This is a genomic window from Actinosynnema sp. NPDC002837 (genome assembly GCF_040295345.1).
Taxonomy (GTDB): domain Bacteria; phylum Actinomycetota; class Actinomycetes; order Mycobacteriales; family Pseudonocardiaceae; genus Actinosynnema.
This window is the reverse complement of the sequence record NZ_JBEOVG010000001.1, coordinates 108,051-125,338: the sequence shown is the minus strand read 5'-3', so window position 1 is coordinate 125,338 and position 17,288 is coordinate 108,051. Positions and strand designations below refer to the sequence as shown.

At 71.8% G+C, this 17,288-nt stretch carries 18 protein-coding genes; 13 read left to right on the top strand and 5 right to left on the bottom strand.

Annotated elements, in window-relative coordinates:
- Window positions 1-5 precede the first annotated feature (5 nt).
- On the bottom strand, window positions 6-911 hold the full coding sequence (locus tag ABTZ99_RS00600) for a LysR family transcriptional regulator (RefSeq protein WP_498774871.1): 906 nt from the start codon (window positions 909-911) through the stop codon (window positions 6-8).
- Window positions 912-983: 72 nt separating this feature from the next.
- On the opposite strand from ABTZ99_RS00600, the gene ABTZ99_RS00595 reads away from it, so the two are divergent.
- Genes ABTZ99_RS00595 through ABTZ99_RS00585 form a run of 3 tightly spaced genes read left to right on the top strand, consistent with a single transcriptional unit; the run spans window position 984 to window position 4,271 of the window.
- A complete protein-coding gene (locus ABTZ99_RS00595) occupies window positions 984-1,613 on the top strand; it encodes a succinate dehydrogenase cytochrome b subunit (protein ID WP_498774869.1) in 630 nt (209 codons plus the stop codon).
- A gap of 1 nt (window position 1,614) precedes the next feature.
- A complete protein-coding gene (locus tag ABTZ99_RS00590; protein ID WP_499607038.1) occupies window positions 1,615-3,528 on the top strand; it encodes a fumarate reductase/succinate dehydrogenase flavoprotein subunit in 1,914 nt (637 codons plus the stop codon).
- Complete coding sequence (locus ABTZ99_RS00585) at window positions 3,525-4,271, top strand: succinate dehydrogenase/fumarate reductase iron-sulfur subunit (RefSeq protein ID WP_498774865.1); 747 nt, start codon at window positions 3,525-3,527, stop codon at window positions 4,269-4,271. The genes ABTZ99_RS00590 and ABTZ99_RS00585 overlap by 4 nt, the downstream gene beginning before the upstream one ends.
- Here ABTZ99_RS00585 and ABTZ99_RS00580 read toward each other — a convergent pair.
- Window positions 4,247-5,095 carry a YeiH family protein gene (locus ABTZ99_RS00580; RefSeq protein ID WP_499607035.1) on the bottom strand — a complete coding sequence of 283 codons (849 nt, stop codon included), beginning with the start codon at window positions 5,093-5,095 and terminating at the stop codon, window positions 4,247-4,249. The two genes, ABTZ99_RS00585 and ABTZ99_RS00580, sit on opposite strands and share 25 nt — an antisense overlap.
- An 11-nt stretch (window positions 5,096-5,106) precedes the next feature.
- Here ABTZ99_RS00580 and ABTZ99_RS00575 point away from each other — a divergent pair, with 11 nt between their 5' ends.
- Genes ABTZ99_RS00575 through ligA form a run of 3 tightly spaced genes read left to right on the top strand, consistent with a single transcriptional unit; the run spans window position 5,107 to window position 8,935 of the window.
- On the top strand, window positions 5,107-6,039 hold the full coding sequence (locus ABTZ99_RS00575) for a LysR substrate-binding domain-containing protein (RefSeq protein WP_499607032.1): 933 nt from the start codon (window positions 5,107-5,109) through the stop codon (window positions 6,037-6,039).
- 12 nt (window positions 6,040-6,051) lie between these two features.
- Window positions 6,052-6,702 carry a hypothetical protein gene (locus ABTZ99_RS00570; RefSeq protein ID WP_498774859.1) on the top strand — a complete coding sequence of 217 codons (651 nt, stop codon included), beginning with the start codon at window positions 6,052-6,054 and terminating at the stop codon, window positions 6,700-6,702.
- Window positions 6,703-6,733: 31 nt separating this feature from the next.
- On the top strand, window positions 6,734-8,935 hold the full coding sequence (gene ligA, locus ABTZ99_RS00565) for an NAD-dependent DNA ligase LigA (RefSeq protein WP_499607029.1): 2,202 nt from the start codon (window positions 6,734-6,736) through the stop codon (window positions 8,933-8,935).
- Between the two features lie 610 nt (window positions 8,936-9,545).
- Here the strand turns inward: ligA and ABTZ99_RS00560 are convergent.
- On the bottom strand, window positions 9,546-9,998 hold the full coding sequence (locus ABTZ99_RS00560) for a phosphatase domain-containing protein (RefSeq protein WP_498774855.1): 453 nt from the start codon (window positions 9,996-9,998) through the stop codon (window positions 9,546-9,548).
- Between the two features lie 141 nt (window positions 9,999-10,139).
- Between ABTZ99_RS00560 and ABTZ99_RS00555 the strand changes: the two genes are divergently transcribed.
- The gene (locus tag ABTZ99_RS00555) at window positions 10,140-10,646 is read left to right on the top strand and encodes a GNAT family N-acetyltransferase (protein WP_498775214.1); all 507 of its coding nucleotides are present in this window, start codon (window positions 10,140-10,142) and stop codon (window positions 10,644-10,646) included.
- Here the strand turns inward: ABTZ99_RS00555 and ABTZ99_RS00550 are convergent.
- A complete protein-coding gene (locus ABTZ99_RS00550) occupies window positions 10,627-11,037 on the bottom strand; it encodes an SWIM zinc finger family protein (RefSeq protein ID WP_498774853.1) in 411 nt (136 codons plus the stop codon). The genes ABTZ99_RS00555 and ABTZ99_RS00550 overlap by 20 nt on opposite strands.
- 26 nt (window positions 11,038-11,063) lie before the next feature.
- Here ABTZ99_RS00550 and ABTZ99_RS00545 point away from each other — a divergent pair, with 26 nt between their 5' ends.
- Entirely contained in the window at window positions 11,064-11,771 is a 708-nt protein-coding gene (locus ABTZ99_RS00545) for a 3-keto-5-aminohexanoate cleavage protein (protein WP_498774851.1), read from the top strand.
- Window positions 11,772-11,821: 50 nt separating this feature from the next.
- On the top strand, window positions 11,822-12,460 hold the full coding sequence (locus ABTZ99_RS00540) for a LysE family translocator (RefSeq protein WP_499607024.1): 639 nt from the start codon (window positions 11,822-11,824) through the stop codon (window positions 12,458-12,460).
- A gap of 81 nt (window positions 12,461-12,541) precedes the next feature.
- Here the strand turns inward: ABTZ99_RS00540 and ABTZ99_RS00535 are convergent, their stop codons facing one another.
- Window positions 12,542-13,195, bottom strand: a complete 654-nt coding sequence (locus tag ABTZ99_RS00535) for an ACT domain-containing protein (protein WP_498774847.1) — start codon at window positions 13,193-13,195, stop codon at window positions 12,542-12,544.
- Window positions 13,196-13,420: 225 nt separating this feature from the next.
- Between ABTZ99_RS00535 and gatC the strand changes: the two genes are divergently transcribed.
- From gatC to gatB, 4 genes are read left to right on the top strand one after another with little or no spacing between them, the layout of a single operon-like run.
- Window positions 13,421-13,720 (top strand): Asp-tRNA(Asn)/Glu-tRNA(Gln) amidotransferase subunit GatC, encoded by a 300-nt coding sequence (gatC, locus tag ABTZ99_RS00530; protein ID WP_015104569.1) that lies wholly within the window; start codon window positions 13,421-13,423, stop codon window positions 13,718-13,720.
- 34 nt (window positions 13,721-13,754) lie between these two features.
- Complete coding sequence (gatA, locus tag ABTZ99_RS00525; protein WP_498774845.1) at window positions 13,755-15,269, top strand: Asp-tRNA(Asn)/Glu-tRNA(Gln) amidotransferase subunit GatA; 1,515 nt, start codon at window positions 13,755-13,757, stop codon at window positions 15,267-15,269.
- Complete coding sequence (locus ABTZ99_RS00520) at window positions 15,266-15,457, top strand: hypothetical protein (RefSeq protein ID WP_498774843.1); 192 nt, start codon at window positions 15,266-15,268, stop codon at window positions 15,455-15,457. Before gatA ends, ABTZ99_RS00520 begins: the two co-directional genes overlap by 4 nt.
- Window positions 15,454-16,956: an Asp-tRNA(Asn)/Glu-tRNA(Gln) amidotransferase subunit GatB gene (gene gatB, locus ABTZ99_RS00515; protein WP_498774841.1), complete on the top strand. Its 1,503-nt coding sequence runs from the start codon at window positions 15,454-15,456 to the stop codon at window positions 16,954-16,956. The genes ABTZ99_RS00520 and gatB overlap by 4 nt, the downstream gene beginning before the upstream one ends.
- Window positions 16,957-17,288: the final 332 nt, after the last annotated feature.

Here is a 17,288-nt window from a genome sequence, read left to right as displayed (position 1 = left end):
GCACCTTACGACCCCACCAGGTGAACCCCCGAGGGCATTTCCGCACCGCGCAGGAACGCCAGCAGCACGCTCTGGAACGCGCGCCCGGCCGACGTCGGCGCCACGTCGGTCCGATGCGCCAGGGCCACCGTCCGCGTGGTCGCCGGGGTCAGCGGCGTCCCGTGCAACGACCGCGTGGCCAGCACCGTGCTCGGCACGATCGCCACCCCCAACCCCACCTCCACGAACCGCAGCACGGCGTCCATCTCCCCGCCCTCCACCGCGAACCGCGGCTCGAACCCCGCCTGCCGGCACGCCGCCAACGTCGTCTCCCGCAGGTCGTACCCCGGCCGGAACATCACCAGCGGCTGCTCGCGCAGGTCCGTCAACCGCATCCGGGGCACGCCCAGCGGCGCCGCCGACGCCACCACCAGCTCCTCCCGCAGCACCGGCACCACCGTCAACGCCCGGTCCGCGTCCGCCGGCGACACGATCACCAGCGCCAGGTCGAGCTGCCCCGCCTCCAGCGCCGCCACCAGGTCGCGCGACCCGCCCTCCGTCACCGACACCTGGATCCCGGGGTACGCGTCGTGGTAGCGCTTGATCACGTCCGCGAACAGGCTGACGCACAGGCTCGGCGTCGCACCGACCCGCACCCGCCCCCGCCGCAGCCCCACCAGCTCGGCCACCTCGAGCCGCGCCGTGTCCACATCGGACAGGATCCGGGCGGCCACCGGCAGCAGCGCCTCACCCGCCGGCGTCAACGTGACGTTCCCGCGCGCCCGGCTGAACAGCTCCGCGCCCAGCTCCTTCTCCAGCGCGTGGATCTGCTTGGACAGTGAGGGCTGCGCCACACGCGCCTCCGCCGCCGCGCGCGTGAAGTGCCGCGTCCGGGCCACTGCCAGGAAGTACACGAGCTGCTGCAGCGTCATAGCCCCAGGCTATCTTCAGGCAGCTCACGATGTATTGGACGACTCGTCACACCGGTTCCTAGCGTCAGCGACGTGGACACGATCGGGCTCTACCGCACCACCGTCGGCAAGAAAGTCGTCATGGCGGTCACCGGCGCCGGACTGCTGCTGTACGTCGTCGTGCACATGCTCGGCAACCTGACCGTCTTCTCCGGCGCGGACGCGATCGACGGCTACGGCCGGTGGCTGCGCGAGATCGGCGCGGTCTGGCCGACGCGGGTCGCCCTGCTCGCGTGCGTGGGACTGCACTTCGCCGCCGCCTACCAACTGACCGCGAAGGCGCGCAGGGCCAAGGGCCGGTACGAGCACCGCCGACGCGTCCAGGGCAGCTACGCGGCCCGCACCATGCGCTGGGGCGGCGTGATCATCGCCCTGTTCGTGGTCTACCACCTGCTCGACCTCACCGCCGGGTGGCTCAACCCCCACGGCGTGCCCGGCGAGATCCACGCGAACGTCGTCGCCGACTTCCAGCACTGGTACGTGGTGCTGGCGTACGCGGTGGCCGTGCTCGCGCTGGGCTTCCACATCCGCCACGGCGTGTGGAGCGCCACGCAGACCCTCGGCGTCACCACCTCGCGCGTCATCGGCCTCGGCGTCGCCGTGGTCGTCTGCGCCGGTTTCCTCTCCGTTCCCTTCGCCGTCTTCACCGGATTGGTGAGCTGACATGTCCTACACCGAAGGCGCGCCGATCGCCGACCAGCGCGTGCCCGCCGGGCCGATCGAGACCCGCTGGGACCGCCGCCGCTTCTCCGCCCGCCTGGTCAACCCCGCGAACCGGCGCAACCGCAGCGTGATCGTGGTGGGCACCGGCCTCGCGGGCGGCTCGGCCGCGGCGACGTTGGCCGAGCTCGGCTACCAGGTCAAGTCGTTCTGCTACCAGGACAGCCCGCGCCGCGCGCACAGCATCGCCGCGCAGGGCGGCATCAACGCGGCCAAGAACTACCGCAACGACGGCGACAGCGTGCACCGGCTGTTCTACGACACGGTCAAGGGCGGCGACTTCCGCTCCCGCGAGTCGAACGTGCACCGGTTGGCGCAGATCAGCGTCGAGATCATCGACCAGTGCGTGGCGCAGGGCGTGCCGTTCGCCCGCGAGTACGGCGGCCTGCTCGACACCAGGTCGTTCGGCGGCGCGCAGGTCTCCCGCACGTTCTACGCCCGCGGCCAGACCGGCCAGCAACTCCTCCTCGGGGCCTACCAGGCCTTGGAACGGCAGATCGCCGCCGGACGCGTCGAGATGCACCCGCGCACCGAGATGCTCGACCTCATCGTGGTGGACGACCGGGCGCGCGGGATCGTCGTGCGCGACCTCGTCAGCGGCGCGGTGTCCACCCACTTCGCGGACGCCGTCGTGCTCGCCACCGGCGGCTACGGCAACGTGTTCCACCTCTCCACCAACGCCAAGGGCTGCAACACCACCGCGATCTGGCGGGCGCACCGGCGCGGCGCGCTGTTCGCCAACCCGTGCTTCACCCAGATCCACCCGACGTGCATCCCGATCAGCGGCGATCACCAGTCGAAGCTCACACTGATGAGTGAATCCCTGCGCAACGACGGCCGCGTGTGGGTGCCGCGCGACCAGCACGACACGCGTGCGCCGAACGACATCCCCGAGGCCGACCGGGACTACTTCCTGGAACGCATGTACCCGGCGTTCGGCAACCTCGTGCCGCGCGACATCGCGTCCAGGGCCGCCAAGAACATCTCCGACGAGAAGCGCGGCGTCTACCTCGACTTCGCCGACGCCATCCGCCGACTCGGGGCGCTCGCCGTCGAGCAGCGCTACGGGAACCTGTTCGAGATGTACCAGCGGATCACCGGCGACGACCCGTACCGGACGCCGATGCGCATCTACCCGGCCGTGCACTACACGATGGGCGGGCTGTGGGTCGACTACGACCTGCGTGCCACGATCCCCGGCCTGTACGTGATCGGCGAGGCGAACTTCTCCGACCACGGCGCGAACCGGCTGGGCGCGTCGGCGCTGATGCAGGGCCTGGCGGACGGCTACTTCGTGCTGCCCGGCGTGATCGGCGACTACCTGGCCGACGCGCCGTTCGGGCCACTCGACGACAGTCACCCGGTCGTGGCCGACACGGTGTCCGAGGTGCGCGGTCGGGTGAAGACGTTGCTGGCCGTGAACGGTGACCGCACGGTCGAGTCGTTCCACCGCGAGCTCGGCCGGCTGATGTGGGACGAGTGCGGCATGGAGCGCGACGAGGCGGGGCTGCGCAAGGCGTTGGAGCGGATCCCCGAGCTGCGCGAGGAGTTCTGGCGGCGGGTGAAGGTGCCCGGCGACGGTGAGCGGCTCAACCAGGAGCTGGAGAAGGCCGGCCGGGTCGCGGACTTCTTCGAGCTGGCGGAGCTGATGTGCGTGGACGCCCTGCACCGCGCCGAGTCGTGCGGCGGGCACTTCCGGTCGGAGAGCCAGACGCCGGACGGCGAGGCGTTGCGGGACGACGCGAACTACTCCTACGTCGCCGCGTGGGAGTACACGGGCGTGGGCCGACCACCCGTGCTGCACAAGGAAGAGCTGGTCTTCGACCACGTCACGCCGAGCACCCGGAGCTACTCGTGAAGCTGACCCTGCGGATCTGGCGGCAGAGCGGCGCCACCGGGCGCCTGGTGGAGTACGCCATGGACGACCTGTCGCCGGACATGTCGTTCCTCGAAGCGCTGGACGTGCTCAACGAGCGGTTGATCACGTCCGGGCAGGAGCCGGTGGCGTTCGACCACGACTGCCGCGAGGGCATCTGCGGCATGTGCGGGATGATGATCAACGGGATGGCGCACGGGCCGGAGAAGGCCACCACGGCGTGCCAGCTGCACCTGCGGCACTTCCGCGACGGCGACGTGGTGACCGTGGAGCCGTGGCGGGCCGAGCCGTTCCCGGTGGTGCGCGACCTGGTGGTGGACCGGTCGGCGTTCGACCGGATCGTGGCGGCCGGCGGGTACATCAGCGTGCCCGCGGGGTCCGCGCCGGACGCCCACGCGACGCCCGTGCCCAAGCCGGACGCGGACACGGCGTTCGAGGCGGCGGCGTGCATCGGCTGCGGCGCGTGCGTGGCGGCGTGCCCCAACGGGTCCGCGATGCTGTTCACCGCCGCGAAGGCCACCCACCTCGGCGTGCTGCCGCAGGGTCAGCCGGAGCGGTACTCGCGGGCGCGGGACATGGTCGCCGAGCACGACGCGTCGGGCTTCGGCGGCTGCACGAACACCGGCGAGTGCACGTCGGCGTGCCCCAAGGGCATCCCGCTGACCACCATCGCCCGGCTCAACGCCGACCTGCTGCGCGCTCACACCACCCGCAGCGACAGGTAACCCGTCCCGCACACCAGGAGCGTGGAGAGCAGCCCCAGGAGGAGCGCCCTGGGGCTGGTCCGCACGAGGCTCTTGAGCCGCACCGACGTGCCCAGGCCGAACAGCGCGGCGGCCAGCACGACCGTCGTCGCGGTACCGGCCACGTCCACGACAGCAGCCGGCACCAGCGGGCTGACCAGCATCAACGCCAGGAAGCCGAGCAGGAAGCCGGGCACCGGCGGAGCGCCGCGACCGCCGACACCGGCCACGATCGGCGCCAACAACGCCACCCGCCCGAGCTTCACCGCCATCGCCGTCGCCAGACCGCCGGCCGGTGCGGCGGCGGCCACCTGCGCCACCTCGTGCACGCTCAGCCCGATCCACTGCGGTGAGGCGTGCAGCAGCGGCAACGCGACCATCGCCAGCGTGCCGTAGAGCGTGACGAGGGCGACGCTGGTGGCCACGTGCTCGTCCTCGCGGTCGACCCGCCCCTCGACGGCGGCGATGGCCGACGCGCCGCAGATCGAGAAACCGCTGGCCACGAGGATGTACAGGCCGCGTGGCAGGCGCAGCCAGCGGCCGAGCAGCACCGTGCCGAAGAACGTCACCGAGACCGTGGCCAGGATCGCCACCAGAACGCCCGGTCCCAGGTTGAGGAGTTGCACGACGGACAGTTGCAGACCGAGCAGCACCACCCCGGTGCGCAGCAGCTTGCGCGTGACGCCGCTCAGATCCGGCAGGCGTCCACCCACCAGCACACCCAGGACCAACGCGGCGATCAGCACACCGTCCAGCCTCCGTCGGCGCGGGTGCTTCCGGTAGGCGGCAGTCGACCCCGCGGTCATACCCTGGGGCTATGACCCCGGACCTCGAATCGCTGCGCCTGCTGGTGCTCGTCGGGGAGCTGGGCAGCCTCGGCCGGGCCGCCGAGCAGCTCGGCATCGCGCAACCGTCGGCGAGCAAGCGGCTGTCCACCCTGGAACGGCGACTCGGCGTCGTGCTGGTCGACCGGGGCCGGCGCGGCTCCGTGCTCACGCCCGCCGGCGTGGTGGTGACCGAACGGGCGCGGCGGGTGCTGGACGAGGTCGCCGGGCTCGTGGAGGGCGCACGGGCGCTGCGGTCGGCGCAGGAGGCCGAGCTGCGGGTCGCCGCGAGCATGACCGTGGCCGAGCACCTCGCGCCGAGCTGGATCGGCGAACTGCGCCGCGCCCGACCCGACCTGCGCGTGGGACTGCGGGTGACCAACTCGGAGACGGTCGTCGCCCTCGTCCGCGACGGCGCGGTCGACCTCGGGTTCGTCGAAGCGCCAGGCCCCCTACCAGGGCTTTCGTCGCGGGAAGTGGCCGTGGACCGGCTCGCGGTGATCGTCGCGCCCGGCCACCCGTGGGCCCGCCGGCGACGGCCGCTCACCCCGCCGGAACTGGCCGCGACACCGCTCGTGATGCGCGAACGCGGCTCCGGCACCCGCGACACGCTCGACCGGGCGTTGCCCGACGCGTGCCCGCCCGCGCTGGAACTCGGCTCCACCACGGCGGTGCGCGGCGCGGTGGTCGCCGGCGTCGCCCCCGCCGTGCTGAGCGTGCTCGCCGTGGACGTCGACCTCGCCGAGGGCCGACTGGTCGAAGTGCCCGCGGAACTCGACCTCCGACGCGTGCTGCGCGCCGTGTGGCCCGGCGGGCGCAAGCTCGTGGGACCCGCCGCGGAACTCCTCGCCGTGGCCGACCGCCGCGGCCGGCCGCCGCGGTCCGGCGCCGCCGCGGATCCGGGCACGGCCGCGGTCCGGCCGTAGTTCAATGGAGCCATGAGCTGGTTCCGCCGACGCACCGAACCCGAACCCGCGCCCGTCCACCTGCCCAACCCGGCCGAGGCCGCGGTGGCGTTCTGGCAGGAGTGGTTCGAGCTGCTGCCGACCGTGAGCGCGGCCCTGGGCGACGGCGAACCGTTCCGCGTGGAGGGCGACCTGGGCGCGATGGTCGCCGCCATGCACCCCGACCTGGAGTTCTCCCTCGAACGCGGCCACCGCGCGATCTACGCCCTGGTGATCACCGGCCGTGAAGACCCGAAGCTGCGGCCCTACACCGACGCGTGGATCGCCGCCGCGCCGGCCGAGGACATGATCTGGGAGTACCACGACTCGGTGCCCGCGGTGCCGGACCCGACCCTGGTCACCATCAACCTCGGACCGCGCCGGATGCGCCTGGCCGACGTGCGGGTGGTCGCGCAGGTCTCGGACGGCCTGGTGGACGTCGCCGTCTACCACCCGGAGTTCGCCGGCCTCGACGACAAGGCCAGGCAGACCATGACGTTCCTGCCCTTGGACGTCACGCTCGGTGAGCGACTGGCCGGTGAACGACTCGGCCGGGTGGAAACCGCGTCCGCCGAGCCGGAGGGCACGATCGGCCTGCTGGAACTGCGCGACCTGGTCCGGGCGATCGCCGAGGATCCCTCCTGAAATTGTCGGACCCCCTCGATACCCTCATGCCGTGACCAGCAGCGACTCGTTGAACCCGGCCCAGGCTCCCGCCGAGGGCGTCGAGGACGTGCCCGTCGACGCGCGCGTGCGGCACGCCGCGTTGGCCGAGGTGGTGCGCGGGCACCAGTTCCGCTACTACGTCCTCGACTCGCCGACGGTCAGTGACGGCGAGTTCGACGCGCTGCTCCGGGAGTTGGAGGCGCTGGAGCAGGCGCACCCCGGGCTCGCCACGCCCGATTCGCCCACGCAGCTCGTCGGCGGCACGTTCTCGACCGAGTTCAAGGCGGTCGACCACCTGGAGCGGATGCTCAGCCTCGACAACGTGTTCTCGGCCGAGGAGCTGCAGGGCTGGTTCGAGCGGGTGCGCAAGGAGGTCGGGGCGGACGCGCACTTCCTGTGCGAGCTGAAGGTCGACGGCCTGGCGATCAACCTGCTCTACGAGCACGGGGTGCTGGTGCGCGCGTTGACCCGGGGTGACGGGCGGACCGGCGAGGACGTGACGCTCAACGTCCGCACCCTGGAGGACGTCCCGGATGTGCTGAGGGGCACCGACGAGTACCCCGTGCCCGAGCTGGTCGAGGTGCGCGGCGAGGTGTTCTTCGCCGTGGAGGACTTCCTGGAGCTGAACGCACGGCTGGTGGAGGCGGGCAGACCACCGTTCGCGAACCCGCGCAACACCGCCGCCGGGTCGTTGCGGCAGAAGGACCCGAAGGTGACGGCGTCGCGCCGGCTGCGGATGATCTGCCACGGGCTCGGCAAGCGCGAGGGGTTCGAGCTCACCCGGCAGTCCGAGGCGTACGAGGCGCTGAAGGCGTGGGGGCTGCCGGTGTCGCCGCACACCGCGGTGCTGAGCACGTTCGAGGAGATCAGCGCGCACGTCGCGCACTGGGGCGAGCACCGGCACGACGCCGTGCACGAGATCGACGGCGTGGTCGTCAAGGTGGACGAGGTGTCGTTGCAGCGGCGGCTCGGCAGCACGTCGCGCGCGCCGCGGTGGGCGATCGCGTTCAAGTACCCGCCGGAGGAGGCCACGACCACCCTGCTGGACATCAAGGTGCAGGTCGGCCGCACGGGCCGCGTGACGCCGTTCGCGGTGATGGAGCCGGTGAAGGTGGCGGGTTCGACGGTCGCCCGCGCCACCTTGCACAACGCCAGCGAGGTCAAGCGCAAGGGTGTGCTGATCGGCGACCGCATCGTGATCCGCAAGGCCGGCGACGTGATCCCCGAGGTGCTGGGGCCGGTGATCGACGCCCGGCCCGATGACGCCTACGCGTTCGAGATGCCCCTGACGTGCCCCGAGTGCGGGCACGAGTTGCGCCCGATGAAGGAAGCGGACGTCGACATCCGGTGCCCCAACGCGGCCGGGTGCCCGGGTCAGCTGCGCGAGCGGTTGGCGTACCTGGCGTCGCGGTCGGCGTTGGACATCGAGGTGCTGGGCTTCGAGGCGGCGGCGGCGCTGGTCGACTCCCCGGTGTACGGCGACGAGGGCGACCTGTTCGACCTCGACGCGGAGAAGCTGGCGCGGGTCGCCCTGTTCCGCACCAAGGACGGCGAGCTGACCGCGAACGCCGTGAAGCTGCTGGACAACCTGGAGACGGTCAAGCAGCGTCCACTGTGGAGAGTCCTGGTCGCCCTGTCCATCCGCCACGTGGGCCCCACCGCGGCCCGTGCGCTGGCGCGGGAGTTCGGTTCCCTGGACCGCATCGTCGCCGCGACGGAGGAGGAACTGGCCGCCGCCGAGGGGGTGGGCCCGACCATCGCCACGGCCGTGCGCGAGTGGGTCGAGACACCGTGGCGTCAAGCCGTCGTGGCGAAGTGGCAGGCCGCGGGGGTGCGGATGGCCGAGGAACGGGACACTTCGGTCCCGCGCAACCTGGAGGGGTTGTCGATCGTGGTGACGGGTTCGCTGGAGACGTTCTCGAGGGACGAGGCCAAGGAGGCGATCCTGTCGCGCGGCGGCAAGGCGGCGGGTTCGGTGTCGAAGAAGACGGCGTTCGTCGTCGTGGGCGAGTCGCCGGGTTCCAAGGCGGAGAAGGCGGAACAGCTGAAGGTCCCGATCCTGGACGAAGCAGGCTTCCGCATCCTGCTGACGAGCGGACCGGAAGCCGCCACCAAGGTCGCCACCATCGCCGAGGACCCCACCGAAGACCCCACCGAAGACCTCGCCGACCCCCCACCTCTCACCGACCACTCCACCACCCCCACCACCTAACCTCAACCCCCACGCCGCCCTGACCAGCAACTTCCCCAACTACACCAACCACGACCGAGTGATCACGATAGGAGGACCAAATCAAAACACCGTTATCCGCCACCTGAAACGTCGGTTGAAACAACGAGGCCGGCAACCAACCCGCGCCCCATCCCACCAACCCCCGCCCCAACCCAACCCGGCCGGCCACTCCAAGCAGCCAGCCACTCCAGGCAGCCAGCCACTCCAAGCAGCCGGCCACTCCAAGCAACTGACCGCTCCAGGCAGCCAGCCACTCCAAGCAGCCGGCCGCTCCAGACAGACGGTGGTCGTCTCCCGGAACTCCCTCCAGCCCGTGCTTCCGGCCAACGTCGCCCGCAGCACCTCACTTCTGCGCCTCGCCGTCCAGCGAAACCCGCCCGCCGCGGCGCAGCCCGCCCACCGCGGCACAGTCCGCCCACCGCGCCGCAACCCGATCAACGGGTCCTGCTCGGCCAACGGGTCCCGCTCTGCCAACCCTCCAACCCTCCACCCCCCGCAAGGGCATGACAGCTCGCGCGAGCGTCCTCCTCGGTGAGGTGTCAGGGATGTCGCCCACCAACACAGCCCGGCGAGAACGGCCGCCAAGCGGTTAACCCGCCGACGTCACATTCGGGAAGCGTGCGACCCACCGCTTCTGCCACGGCGTTTCCACCGCACGCCGGTTGTAGTTGGTCCGCGCCCACGCCACCGCGTCACCCGACGGGACGCCCGCCAGCACGGCCAGGCACGCGATCACGGTGCCCGTCCGCCCGACCCCGCCGCCGCACGCCACCTCGACCCGCGCACCGGCGACGGCCCGTGCGTGCAGGTCCCTGATCAGCACGACGGCGTCCGCCGGTGCCTTCGGCAGCCGGAAGTCCGGCCACTCGACCCACTCGTGCTTCCACGAAGGAGCGTCCACGCGGGCCATCACCGCGCGTCGCATCCGAGGCGATCCCAAGTACAGGCCGTAGTCGGGCGTGCCCTCAGGTGTGGGGTTCCGCAAGCCCCGACCGCGCACGAGAGCGCCGTCGGGCAGTTCGATCGCACCGGGAAGGCTCATCGCCCCATCATCGCGACCCGCAGTCTTGCGGCCAAAGGCAGGTGCCGCGGACGACATCGGGCCGGAATCTTGATCGCACCGTGTCGGGGCAGTTGTCTGGACGACAATCGGGGACTGTCCGATGACGTGGAAGGGAACCAGATGGCCGACATCGTGGTGAGGCCCGCCAGGGAAGACGAGTGGGCGGCGGCGGGTGCGATCACCGTGGCCGCCTACCAGGCCGACCGCCACATCGACAGCCACACCGGCGGGTACGCCGACACGCTGGTCGATACGCGCACCCGTGCCCGCGAGGCGGAACTGCTGGTGGCGGTGGACGTCGAGAACACCGTGCTCGGCACCGTCACGGTGGTCCGGCCCGGCACCCCCTACGCCGAGGTCAGCAAGGACGGCGAAGTGGAGTTCCGGATGCTCGCGGTCAGCCCGTCGGCACGGGGCCGTGGCGTCGGCGAAGCGCTGGTGCGCGCGGTGATCGTGCGGGCGCGCGAGCTCGGCGCACACCGGCTGGTGATGAGCAGCTCCGAGCACATGACCACGGCGCACCGCCTCTACCAGCGGCTCGGTTTCCAACGACGTCCCGATCGCGACTGGCGGCCGGTGCCCGGCGTGGACGTGACCGCGCTCGGGTTCAGCCTCGAACTCGCATGATCTCGTCGCGCAGCGAGCGGTCCCGCGCGGCCCGGTCGTAGAGCAGTTCCACCAGCGTCGCGTGGTCGAGCTCGGCGAGGCGGACGCGCAGCTCCTCGTCCTCCGCGTCCGGCGGCGGCACGGTCAGGCCCCGTTCCAGCAGCACCAGGCCGACCGCGACGCAGTGCTTGCAGAAGAAGCCCTGCGACCCGTACGGGCAAGTGCACGCGCCGGCCAGGCGGGTGTCGTCCCACTGGAGCGTCACCCGGTACTCGGCCGCGCCGACCACGACGCCTTCCACGTGCCGCGAGCGCACGGCCAGCTCGACCACGGCGTCCCGGTAGGTCAGCCCGCGCCAGTACGACTTGGCGCCCGCGTGGTGGCGCAGCAGGGCTGAGGTCAGCGTCGGCATGGCGGTATCCAACACCTTGTGGTTCGGTGGGTTTCGTGCTCCAGGCCTGTCTGAACGGCGCCCGGGAGCCGGGCAGCCACCCTAGTGTGCCGATCACGCCGCAGCAGCTGGCGGCCGACGCCGCGGCGTGCGGCGAGCTGGGCGTGACGTCCTTCCACGTGCACCCGCGCGACGTGGTGGGCTTGGAGGTGCTGGCCGGCCCGGAGGTCGCCACTTCGGTGTCCGTGGTGCGGTCCCTGGTGCCGCACGCGGAGATCGGCGTGACGACCGGCGCGTGGATCGTGCCGGACCCCGTGCGGCGGGCGGAGCTGGTGCGCGGGTGGGCGGGGCTGGCGGCGGGACGTCCGGACTTCGCGTCGGTCAACGTCCACGAGGACGGGTGGCTCGCCGTCGCGGAGGCGTTGCACGACGCGGGCATCGGCATCGAGCTGGGCGTGTTCCACGTCGAGGCGGCGCGGACGTTGCTGGAGGTCGGCGTGCCGCCGGGGACGGTGCGGGTGCTGGCGGAGGTGCAGCCGGGGGAGACCCCGGAGGACGCGGCACGGCTGCTCGACCTGCTGGGGCCGCTCGGGGCGCCGATCCTGCTGCACGGCGAGGACGACAGCGCGTGGCCGGTGCTGGACTACGCGGTGACGCGCGGGCTGGACACCCGGATCGGCCTCGAGGACACGCTCACCTCGCGTGACGGCACGCCGGCCGCGGACAACGCGCAGCTGGTGGAGCTGGCTCTCTGAGGCGGGAAAACCACTGGTAGCGCGGTCGCGTGCCGTGGTTTCGTTGCGCCATGGTGTCCACCGACCGGCTTCTCGCCTTCGCGGCCATGTCGTTCCTGCTGATCGTGATACCGGGGCCCAGCGTCCTGTTCGTGGTCGGGCGGGCGTTGGCGCAGGGTCGCCGGGCCGCGTTGATCACGGTCCTGGGGAACACGCTCGGCGCCTACGCCCTGGTCGTGGCCGTCGCGTTCGGCGTCGGGGCGATCGTCGAGCGGTCGGCGGTCGTGTTCATGACGTTGAAGCTGGCCGGCGCCGCGTACCTGGTCTACCTGGGGGTGAAGGCGGTGCGGCAGCGCGCGTCGCTGCACGCGACGTTCACCGCCGGCGGTCCGGCGCGGGGCGGGCTGCGCACGTTGTGGGAGGGCTTCGCGGTCGGCGTGGCGAATCCCAAGACGATCGTGTTCTTCGCCGCCGTGCTGCCGCAGTTCGTCGACCGCGCGCAAGGCCACGTCGTCGCCCAGATGCTGCTGCTCGGGCTGGTGTTCAACCTCATCGCGGTGGCGTCCGACAGCGTCTGGGGCCTCGCCGCCGCCACCGCCCGGACGTGGTTCGCCCGCTCACCCCGCCGGCTGGCCCTGGTGGGCGGCGCCGGGGGCCTGGCCATGATCGGCCTGGGCGTCACCATCGCCACCACGGGCCGCCAGGACTGACCGCCCGCGTGGCGAACCTCCAGGACCGCCGAATTCACCGGACGTGGAACTCGGGGGTCCTGAGCGTTCGACCGGCGCGGGTCAGTCGGGGAGGACGACGGAGACGATGCCGGCCAGGTGCGCCAGGCGGGCGACTTCGGCGGCGCGGAACATCGGGCCGCCCGGGCGGCCCACCAGCAGGACGCGGTCCGGCTTGCCCAGCGGGGTGGCGGCCAGCTCGGTGCCCAGTTCCTGCCACGTCTCCGGCACCCACGAGTCCTCGCCGTCCAGGACGGTGGCACGGGCCAGGGGCAGCCACGGCGGGGTCTGCAGCTTGGTCTCCGGAGCGGCCGAGGAGGAGGTCAGGCGGTGCACGGCGCCGCCGTCCCACGACACGACCACCGCCCACCCCGCGCGGATGATCTTCGGCACGCCCTCGGTGAACACCGCGAGCCCGTTGCGGGGGTCCTCGGCGACCTCCTCCACCAGCTCCAGCTCGCGGTGGGTGTCCAGCACGCCGGCGTACGGCCGGACCGCGTCCACCTCGACGCCTTCGATGGACTCCGCGGCCGTGATCAGCACGTCGGGCAGCCGCCCGGACGGCAGCTCGACCACCAGGTCGTCGATGGCCAGGCCCGCCCCGCGCTCCACCACGTCCACGCTGAGGATGTCGGCCCCGATCTCGCCGAGCGCGGAGGCGACCGCGCCCAGGGTGCCGGGACGGTCCGGGAGCTGGACCCGGATCAGGAAGGACACGGTGCACGCCTCCAAAGGCTGTGGTGGAGCATCGAGGTGGAAACTCGCCGGTCGATGATTCTCGCAGACGCAGCTTCGCTTTCCGACCCACCAGGCGCGTTGCGCGCGGGTAAAATCGCGCACCCACGCGCGCGAGCGCGGGTAACCCGGTCGGAGGTCGGCCTGACCAGCCAATAGACTCGGCAGGTCCCAAATCCGAAAAACCGACCCACGGGGGTTGACGAGGTGCCCAGCATCTCCCGCGACGAGGTCGCGCACCTGGCCCGCTTGGCGAGGCTCGCCGTCACCGACGACGAGCTGGACCTGTTCGCCGGCCAGCTCGACGTGATCCTGCAGTCGGTGGCCACGGTGGGCGACATCGCCACCGCGGACATCCCGCCCACTTCGCACGCCGTTCCGCTGACCAACGTGTTCCGCGAGGACGTGGTGCGTCCCAGCCTCGGTCAGCAGCAGGCGCTCGCGGGCGCCCCCGCCGCCGAGGACGGACGCTTCCGCGTGCCCCGCATCCTGGGGGAGGAAGCATGACCGCCGACGTTATCTTCCGCGCGGAGGCGGAATCATGAACAGTCTGATCCGCAGCACCGCCGCCGAGCTCGCGGCCAAGATCGCGAGCCGCGAGGTCTCCGCGGTGGAGGTCGCCCAGGCGCACCTCGACCGGATCGCCGAGGTCGACGGCGCGGTCAACGCGTTCCTGCACGTCGACACCGAGGGCGCGCTCGAGGCCGCCCGCAAGGTCGACGACGACATCGCCGCCGGCGCGCACGTCGGTCCGCTGGCGGGCGTGCCGATCGCGCTCAAGGACGTGCTCACCACCGAGGGCGTGCCGACCACGGTCGGCTCGAAGATCCTCGAAGGCTGGGTCCCGCCCTACGACGCCACGGTCACGCGCAGGCTGAAGGAAGCCGGCGTGGTGATCCTCGGCAAGACCAACATGGACGAGTTCGCGATGGGCTCCTCCACCGAGAACTCCGCGTACGGCCCGACCCGCAACCCGTGGGACCTGGACCGCATCCCGGGTGGCTCGGGCGGCGGCTCGGCGGCGGCGCTGGCCGCGTTCCAGGCGCCGCTGTCGATCGGCACGGACACCGGCGGCTCGATCCGCCAGCCCGGCGCGGTCACCGGCACGGTCGGCGTGAAGCCCACCTACGGCGGTGTGTCCCGGTACGGGCTGGTGGCGTTCTCGTCCTCGCTGGACCAGGCCGGGCCGTGCGCCCGCACGGTGCTGGACGCGGCCCTGCTGCACGAGGTCATCGCCGGGTACGACCCGATGGACTCCACCTCGATCAACGCACCCGTCCCGCCCGTGGTGGCCGCCGCGCGCGAGGGCGCGAACGGCGACCTGTCCGGCGTGCGCGTCGGCGTGGTCACGCAGTTCAGCGGCGAGGGCTACCAGCCCGGCGTGCTGCGCAGCTTCGAGGCGGCCGTGGCGCAGCTCAAGCAGCTCGGCGCGGAGGTCGTCGAGGTCTCGTGCCCGAGCTTCGACTACGCGCTGCCCGCGTACTACCTGATCGCGCCGAGCGAGGCGTCGTCCAACCTGGCCCGCTTCGACGCGATGCGCTACGGCATCCGCGTGGGCGACGACGGCACCCGCAGCGCCGAGGAGGTCATGTCGCTGACCCGCGAGGCCGGTTTCGGCCCCGAGGTGAAGCGGCGCATCATGATCGGCACGTACGCGCTGTCGTCGGGCTACTACGACGCCTACTACGGCTCGGCGCAGAAGGTGCGCACGCTGATCAGCCGCGACTTCGAGGCCGCGTTCGCCACCGTGGACGTGCTGGTCTCGCCGACCACGCCGACCACCGCGTTCCCGATCGGCGAGCGCACCGGCGACCCGATGGCGATGTACAAGGCCGACCTGTGCACGATCCCGGCGAACCTGGCCGGCAACGCCGCGATGAGCGTCCCGAGCGGACTGTCCGACGAGGACGGCCTGCCGGTGGGCCTGCAGATCATGGCGCCCGCGTTGCAGGACCACCGGATGTACCGGGTGGCGGCGGCGTACGAGGTGGCTCGGGACGCGGCGCTGGGCGCGACGGTGATCAGCGGCGTGCCGCAGTTGGCGGGTGTGCGGTGAAGCGGGCCCGTACGGTGCTGGCCCTCGTCGGCGCCGCGGGCGCGGCGACCAGCGCGTTCTCCACGTTGAAGGCGGCTCGCGGCAAGAACGACAAGCTCGCCCTGGCCAACGCGGCGGCGAGCATCCTGGTGGCGATCACGGGCGCGGCGCTGGCCGTGCGGGGTCTGCGGAAGGACGGGAAGGCATGACGTCGGTGCACGAGCTGATGGACTACGCCGAGGTCATCGAGCGCTTCGACCCGGTGCTGGGGTTGGAGGTGCACGTCGAGCTGCACACCAACACCAAGATGTTCTGCGGCTGCGCGAACGTCTTCGGCGGCGAGCCGAACACGCAGGTCTGCCCGGTCTGCCTGGGCATGCCCGGCGCGCTGCCCGCGGTCAACGGCACGGCGGTGGAGTCGGCGATCCGGATCGGGCTGGCGCTCAACTGCGAGATCGCCGAGTGGTGCCGGTTCGCCCGGAAGAACTACTTCTACCCGGACATGCCGAAGAACTTCCAGACCTCGCAGTACGACGAGCCGATCGCGTTCAACGGCTTCCTGGACGTGACGCTGGACGACGGCTCGCTGTTCCGGGTCGAGATCGAGCGCGCGCACATGGAGGAGGACACCGGCAAGTCGCTGCACGTCGGCGGCTCGGACGGCCGCATCCACGGCGCGGAGCACTCGCTGCTGGACTACAACCGCGCCGGCGTGCCGCTGATCGAGATCGTCACCAAGCCGATCACGGGCACCGGCGAGCGCGCGCCCGAGGTGGCGCGCGCCTACGTCACCGCGTTGCGCGACCTGTTGAAGGCGCTCGACGTGTCGGACGTGCGGATGGACCAGGGTTCGCTGCGCTGCGACGCGAACGTGTCGCTGATGGCCAAGGACGCGACCGAGTTCGGCACGCGCACCGAGACCAAGAACGTGAACTCGCTGCGCAGCGTCGAGCGGGCGGTGCGGTTCGAGATGACCCGCCAGGCGGCGCTGCTGGCGGCCGGCGGCACGATCACGCAGGAGACCAGGCACTTCGACGAGTCGACGGGGTCCACCTCGTCGGGCCGCACGAAGGAGACCGCGGAGGACTACCGGTACTTCCCGGAGCCCGACCTGGTGCCCATCGCGCCCTCGCGCGAGTGGGTGGAGGAGCTGCGCGGCACGCTGCCGGAGCTGCCGTGGGAGCGCCGCAAGCGCGTGCAGCAGGAGTGGTCGCTGACCGACGCCGAGCTGCGCGACCTGGTCAACGCGGGCGCGGTGGACCTGGTGGCGGCCACGGTGGAGGCGGGCGCGACGCCCGCCGAGGCCCGGTCGTGGTGGGTGGCCTACCTGACCAAGGAGGCCAACGCCCGCGGCGTCGAGCTGGCCGAGCTCGGCATCACGCCGGCGCAGATCGCGCGGGTCATCGCGCTGGTGAACGCCGGTGAGCTGACCAACAAGCTCGCGCGCGAGGTCGTCACGGGCGTGCTGGACGGCGAGGGCGAGCCCGAGGCCGTCGTCGAGGCGCGCGGCCTGAAGGTCGTCTCGGACGACTCCGCGCTGGAGAAGGCGGTGGACGAGGCGCTGGCGGCGCAGCCGGACGTGGCGGCGAAGATCCGCGACGGCAAGGTGGCGGCGGCCGGCGCGATCGTCGGCGCGGTGATGAAGGCGACGAAGGGTCAGGCGGACGCGAAGCGCGTGCGCGAGCTGATCATCGCCCGCTGTTCGTAGGGGTCGGTTCGGCGGTGGGTCGGTGTCGCGGTCGCGGCGCCGCCCCACCGCCGTTTTCGCGTCCGCGGGGGATGGGTCCACGCGGGAGCGGTCCATTCGGGATTCGTCCTACTCGGACACTGTTCGTCACCATTTCGGGACGGCCCGTGTCCGAACCGGAAATGACCCGGGTGTGATTCCACGTCGGACGGACCGGGTGGACGCGCCTTATTGCGGACCCTGGGTGCCTGCAGCCTGTTAACACATTCCTCCATTCGAGTGGTAACACTTTCCGAACGGCCCCTCCCGTGCTGGTCAGCGAAGCTCAAGATCGACACGTTGGTCGCTCTCGG

Excerpts from the sequence above, each read along its gene's own strand:
- ABTZ99_RS00600 (WP_498774871.1), bottom strand. The coding sequence starts at position 911 with ATGACGCTGCAGCAGCTCGTGTACTTCCTGGCAGTGGCCCGGACGCGG.
- ABTZ99_RS00590 (WP_499607038.1), top strand. The coding sequence starts at position 1,615 with ATGTCCTACACCGAAGGCGCGCCGATCGCCGACCAGCGCGTGCCCGCC.
- ABTZ99_RS00580 (WP_499607035.1), bottom strand. The coding sequence starts at position 5,095 with ATGACCGCGGGGTCGACTGCCGCCTACCGGAAGCACCCGCGCCGACGG.
- ABTZ99_RS00575 (WP_499607032.1), top strand. The coding sequence starts at position 5,107 with ATGACCCCGGACCTCGAATCGCTGCGCCTGCTGGTGCTCGTCGGGGAG.
- ABTZ99_RS00570 (WP_498774859.1), top strand. The coding sequence starts at position 6,052 with ATGAGCTGGTTCCGCCGACGCACCGAACCCGAACCCGCGCCCGTCCAC.
- ABTZ99_RS00560 (WP_498774855.1), bottom strand. The coding sequence starts at position 9,998 with ATGAGCCTTCCCGGTGCGATCGAACTGCCCGACGGCGCTCTCGTGCGC.
- ABTZ99_RS00555 (WP_498775214.1), top strand. The coding sequence starts at position 10,140 with ATGGCCGACATCGTGGTGAGGCCCGCCAGGGAAGACGAGTGGGCGGCG.
- ABTZ99_RS00550 (WP_498774853.1), bottom strand. The coding sequence starts at position 11,037 with ATGCCGACGCTGACCTCAGCCCTGCTGCGCCACCACGCGGGCGCCAAG.
- ABTZ99_RS00540 (WP_499607024.1), top strand. The coding sequence starts at position 11,822 with ATGGTGTCCACCGACCGGCTTCTCGCCTTCGCGGCCATGTCGTTCCTG.
- gatA (WP_498774845.1), top strand. The coding sequence starts at position 13,755 with ATGAACAGTCTGATCCGCAGCACCGCCGCCGAGCTCGCGGCCAAGATC.
- gatB (WP_498774841.1), top strand. The coding sequence starts at position 15,454 with ATGACGTCGGTGCACGAGCTGATGGACTACGCCGAGGTCATCGAGCGC.